This is a genomic window from Pediococcus parvulus (assembly GCF_007990205.1).
GTDB classification, from domain to species: domain Bacteria; phylum Bacillota; class Bacilli; order Lactobacillales; family Lactobacillaceae; genus Pediococcus; species Pediococcus parvulus.
Genome location: NZ_BJWE01000079.1, coordinates 1 through 2,929, shown reverse-complemented (window position 1 = coordinate 2,929; position 2,929 = coordinate 1). Strand labels below are relative to the sequence as shown.

Sequence of the window (2,929 nt, the reverse complement as noted above, 5' to 3'; positions counted from 1 at the left end):
TTAGATAATCTGAACCCGGTAAATGAATTATCGATAATTAAAAGTCGCAGTCGTTTTAAAAGCAGGTTATAATAATTTAGTATGAAACAGGTGGAATAAAGGAGGGAAGCGGTTATAGCTTATGAAAATTGATCGTATGCAAGCTTTTAGTGATGGGGTTTATGCAATTTTGATCACGATTTTGGTGTTGGATTTTAAAGTTCCAGACTATCATGCGGGTAGCTTACTGATGGCCGTGCTACGACAATGGCCGACAATGTTTGCGTACATTGTTTCTTTTTTGTATGTTGGCACGATCTGGCTTTTTCATCACGATTTTTTTCAAACGCTAAAGGAAACCAATACGGGGTTGAATGTTATTAATTTGGTGATGCTGTTTTCTGTAACCTTGATCGACTACCCAACCGCATTGGTAGCTAACACATTAATTTCGCAAAATCGCACTGATATGCAGGTGGCGTTTGTGTATTACGATATAATCGCGTTGTTTATTTCATTCACGTTTGCCTGGCTGTACACGTATGTGCGCAATCATCCAGAAATGACACGGATGAAAAGTGATCAACCCACTTTTTATCAGGCCATTAAATATGATCCGGTTCGTAGCGTTTTAATCTATGGTGCCGCAATTGTCGCAACTTTCTTCTCAATTTGGCTAGGTGCATTTTTACTTTTAGCAGGTGTCGGCTATCATTTTGTCGCTTACCTGCGATTAAGTAAGTCAATGCAAAAAAGCATAAGAGAAGCCAACAATGGAGAATATAAATGATTATTAATTTACAAAACACAACCGAAGAGCCAATGAAAATTAGAGCTTTTTTGAAGTCAAAGGGATTTAGTCACCGCCTGATTAGTAGTGCCAAGCACGAAGGCACGATGAGAATTGAAGGTCATAAAGTTAGTACAACTGACACCCTGGAGGCTGGGGAAAAATTAAATTTGCAGTTACCAAAGGAAAAATCGGATCCTGAAGTTCCATTCAGTTTCGAACCACTTGAAATTGTGTTTGAAGATGAAAACTGGTTAGTGATTAATAAACCAGCTGGTTTAACATCTGTTCCGGGCCCCAGCAATCGAGAAGACACTGTTGTAAATCGCGTTAAAGGGCATTTAAAGAATAACGGCAGTAAAGATTTAATTCCGCATGTCATTACCCGTCTAGACCGCGATACAAGTGGAGTGATGCTAATTGCAAAGAATCGTTTGGCGGTCAGTGTTTTAGCTCCTCAAATTGAAAATCATAAAATTGAAAAAAAGTACTGGGCATTTGTCAGCGGGACAATGGCAGAAAAGAAGGGAATAATTGATAAACCAATTGTAAGATCCGAAGATGGTATTCATCGAGAAGTTAATCCTGAAGGTCAACAAGCAAAAACACGTTTTCAAGTGTTACGTCAATATGGCGACTATGCGTTAGTTGGAGCAGAGTTGTTAACTGGTCGGACACATCAGATTCGGGTCCATTTTGCGAGTTTAGGACATCCTTTGTTAGGTGATCAACTGTATGATGGTCCCATGGAGATGGGAATTTCTCGACAAGCCTTGCACGCTACTTCTTTAAAATTTGTGGATCCGTTGACAGAGCAGAAGCATGAATTCAAAGTTGCAATTCCTGAAGATATGGAGAATTTGAAAAATGTTTAAAAATGAAGGATTGCCAGGAAAAATCCTGGATTCAAAGCAAATCTATAAAGGACCAATTTTCACGTTAAGCCAACAAAAAATTAAGACTCCAGATGGCTTAACGATAGATCGGGACGTCATTTTACATGGTTCCACCGTCACAATTTTGGCATTTACACCCAACCAACATGTTTTATTAAATACGGAATATCGAGTTGGGGTTAACGCAGAAAGTTTGTCATTACCTGCAGGCTTGATTAATGAAGGAGAAACGCCTTTGCAGGCTGCTAAACGGGAATTAATTGAAGAAACTGGGTATCAAACTACGAAAACTGAAATTATGACGACTTCAACGGTATCAGCGGGATTTTCCACCGAAAAGGTAACGCTAATTTTGGCGCAAATTGAACCTCAAAAAACAGAATCTCAACACTTCGACAGTGATGAGTTTGTGAATAGTCAACTGATTCGTTATAGTCACTTGAAACAATTAATTGCGCAAGGTAGAATCCGTTCCTCACAAGCCATTGCGGCTGTTGGTTACTATGAAATGTTTTGTAAGAATAAATAGACATTTTTCATATTTGCAAACTACTTTACATTTTGATGGTCTTCCCGTAACCTATTAATTAGATTAAAGGAGGATTTTTGTGATAATTATACGTGAAGCTGATAAAGATGATGCCGGCCAGATAGCCCCATTGATTAATATTATTTATGATGAAATGGAGTTAGATGAGCTGGATGATGTCCCCGACCCTGTCTGGATGCGGGTGTTACAACGCGCATACCAAACTGACGCCTATACCGGTGAAAAGGCTACAACAATTGTAGCGGAGGATCAAACAACTGGTAAAGTTGTGGGTGTTGCATTTGGCTATCCTGATCAGTATGAAGAAGATCTGGATGCAATTATTGACCGAATTACCCTCAAGGCAAATATTTTTGATGGTGATGTGCTGGATCCTGATTTAGAAGCCTTTAAAAATGAGTGGTACCTTGATTCCATTGCGGTTGATCCAAATTATCAAGGCCAAGGTATTGGTGGCCGATTGTTGCGCTCCTTGCCAGAGTTTGTGCGTCAAGATGGGGATACAATTATTGGGCTAAATGTGGATTTCAAAAATCCGAATGCCAAGCGATTGTATGCAAGACATGGCTTTAAGAAAGTTGGGACAAAAAGGATTGGCGATCATATGTATGATCATATGCAAAAACCAATTGTGACAACACAACCTGTTTTCGCTTAGAAATTAAAATTAATAAAATGAGGTAACCGAATCTAGTTTTCTGGATTCGGTTTTTT

General features: G+C 39.0%; 4 protein-coding genes. All 4 read left to right on the top strand.

From position 1 onward, the window contains the following. Positions 1 to 121: 121 nt before the first annotated feature. The 4 genes from PPA04_RS09320 (at position 122) to PPA04_RS09305 (ending at position 2,873) form a co-directional block, all read left to right on the top strand. Complete coding sequence (locus PPA04_RS09320) at positions 122 to 769, top strand: TMEM175 family protein (protein WP_057785057.1); 648 nt, start codon at positions 122 to 124, stop codon at positions 767 to 769. Further along, a complete protein-coding gene (locus tag PPA04_RS09315; protein WP_057785056.1) occupies positions 766 to 1,644 on the top strand; it encodes an RluA family pseudouridine synthase in 879 nt (292 codons plus the stop codon). The genes PPA04_RS09320 and PPA04_RS09315 overlap by 4 nt, the downstream gene beginning before the upstream one ends. Then, positions 1,637 to 2,194: an NUDIX hydrolase gene (locus tag PPA04_RS09310; protein ID WP_057785055.1), complete on the top strand. Its 558-nt coding sequence runs from the start codon at positions 1,637 to 1,639 to the stop codon at positions 2,192 to 2,194. Before PPA04_RS09315 ends, PPA04_RS09310 begins: the two co-directional genes overlap by 8 nt. 79 nt (positions 2,195 to 2,273) lie before the next feature. Then, a complete protein-coding gene (locus tag PPA04_RS09305) occupies positions 2,274 to 2,873 on the top strand; it encodes a GNAT family N-acetyltransferase (protein ID WP_057785054.1) in 600 nt (199 codons plus the stop codon). Positions 2,874 to 2,929: the final 56 nt, after the last annotated feature.